Annotated in this window: 2 protein-coding genes; one reads left to right on the top strand and one right to left on the bottom strand. The window is 75.2% G+C overall.

Annotated features, from left to right (window positions below; all coding sequences use genetic code 11):
• Positions 1 to 88: 88 nt before the first annotated feature.
• A complete protein-coding gene (locus tag HTZ82_RS21590) occupies positions 89 to 298 on the bottom strand; it encodes a hypothetical protein (RefSeq protein ID WP_175411100.1) in 210 nt (69 codons plus the stop codon).
• Positions 299 to 882: 584 nt separating this feature from the next.
• Here HTZ82_RS21590 and HTZ82_RS21585 point away from each other — a divergent pair.
• Positions 883 to 1,794: serine/threonine-protein kinase (locus tag HTZ82_RS21585; protein WP_254712025.1), on the top strand; the 912-nt coding region annotated here is incomplete at its 3' end.

Here is a 1,794-nt window from a genome sequence, read left to right as displayed (position 1 = left end):
CCGCCACTGCCGTCCGCCGCACCCCCGTCCCCACGGGGTTGGCCGGATGTCCCCGACCCGGGCCGCTCTCCCGGGCCCGGGGCGCCGCTCAGCGCCCCAGCATCACGCCCACGGACGACGCCTGTGCCATCACCGCGTCCCAGCCGCCGAAGACGACGACCAGGAGGGTGGCGAGAGGAAGGACCATCGCCGTCGCCACCAGAGGGTGGCGACGGGCCGACGGACGGCCGCCGAACGAGGCGTACGATGCCTTCCGTCCCTGCGTGCGGATCATCGTCCGCGGTGCCGTGTCCGCCATGGCCCCTCTCCCGTCGTCTATGCGGCGGCGGGTGCGTGACCTCGGGGGACGAGTGCTGCACCCGCCGCTTGACCTCAACATTAGGGAAGCGGAGGGCGCCGGGCGTCATGCCCGCGTACCGATTGCCGGGCCTCCTCCAGGAGGACCCCGCGCCGTACGGCGTACTCCCCTGGTTGGAGACGCGGCGGGAGCACTGAGGGTCTTCCCGGAGGGGGCGGGTACGGGGGCCCGCCCTGGTGACTTCCCTCACGTGCGCCTCTCCCGCCCCCTGCCGGTGGCCGCGGCGGGGCCGCCGAGCGGGGCGCGGCGGGAGCGCCGGCCCGCTGCCGGAGCCTGCGGGAGCGGTGGAGTGCGACCGTCCAAGTGACCTTGTGATCAAGGGGCTTGATGGCGGCGGTACGCCATGAGCCGCCGCGCCAGGGGTCCCTGAGGCGGCCTCAGGAGAGCGGCCGGTGCCGGTAAAACCATCGGAGGGAGAGGGCGCGGCCTATGAGCGCGCCGAGGCCCGGATACGTAAGCTGGGCGGCATCAAGTGGACCGCGACGGCGGGGTGGGGGCCTCCCCACGGCAGGTAGGGGACGGACATGGCGATGATGCGGCTCCGGCGCGAGGACCCGCGTGTCGTCGGCTCGTTCAGGCTGCACCGGCGGCTGGGGGCCGGCGGGATGGGGGTCGTGTACCTCGGTTCGGACCGGCGCGGTCAGCGCGTGGCGCTGAAGGTGATCCGGCCGGACCTCGCCGAGGACCAGGAGTTCCGGTCGCGGTTCGCCCGCGAGGTGTCCGCCGCGCGGCGGATCCGCGGCGGCTGCACGGCGCGGCTGGTGGCGGCCGACCTGGAGGCCGACCGGCCGTGGTTCGCGACGCAGTACGTACCGGGCCCCTCGCTGCACGACAAGATCGCCGAGGAGGGGCCGCTGTCCGCGGCGGACGTCGCCGCGATCGGTGCCGCGCTCGCCGAGGGGCTCGTGGCCGTCCACGAGGCCGGGGTCGTCCACCGGGACCTGAAGCCGTCGAACATCCTGCTGTCGCCCAAGGGGCCGCGGATCATCGACTTCGGCATCGCCTGGGCGACCGGGGCGTCCACGCTCACGCATGTGGGCACCGCCGTGGGCTCCCCCGGGTTCCTCGCGCCCGAGCAGGTGCGGGGCGCGGCCGTCACACCCGCGACGGACGTCTTCGCGCTGGGCGCCACGCTGGCGTACGCGGCGATGGGCGATTCGCCGTTCGGGCACGGCAGCTCCGAGGTGATGCTGTACCGGGTGGTGCACGAGGAGCCGCATCTGCGGGGCGTGCCGGACGCGCTGGCCCCGCTGGTGCGGGCGTGCCTCGCCAAGGAGCCGGAGGAACGTCCCAGCACGCTGCAGCTCGCCATGCGGCTGAAGGAGATCGCCGCGCGGGAGGCGCAGGGGCTGCCCGAGGGGCGGGCCTCGGCGGCCGTACGGGGCGAGCGCAGCCCGGCGGCGTCGGCGTCGCACGCCCCGTCGTCGCACGCCCCG

It is taken from the genome of Streptomyces sp. TRM64462 (assembly GCF_013362995.1).
Taxonomy (GTDB): Bacteria; Actinomycetota; Actinomycetes; order Streptomycetales; family Streptomycetaceae; genus Streptomyces.
Note: the sequence above shows the minus strand (reverse complement) of the source record. Positions and strands in the feature narration are given on the sequence as shown.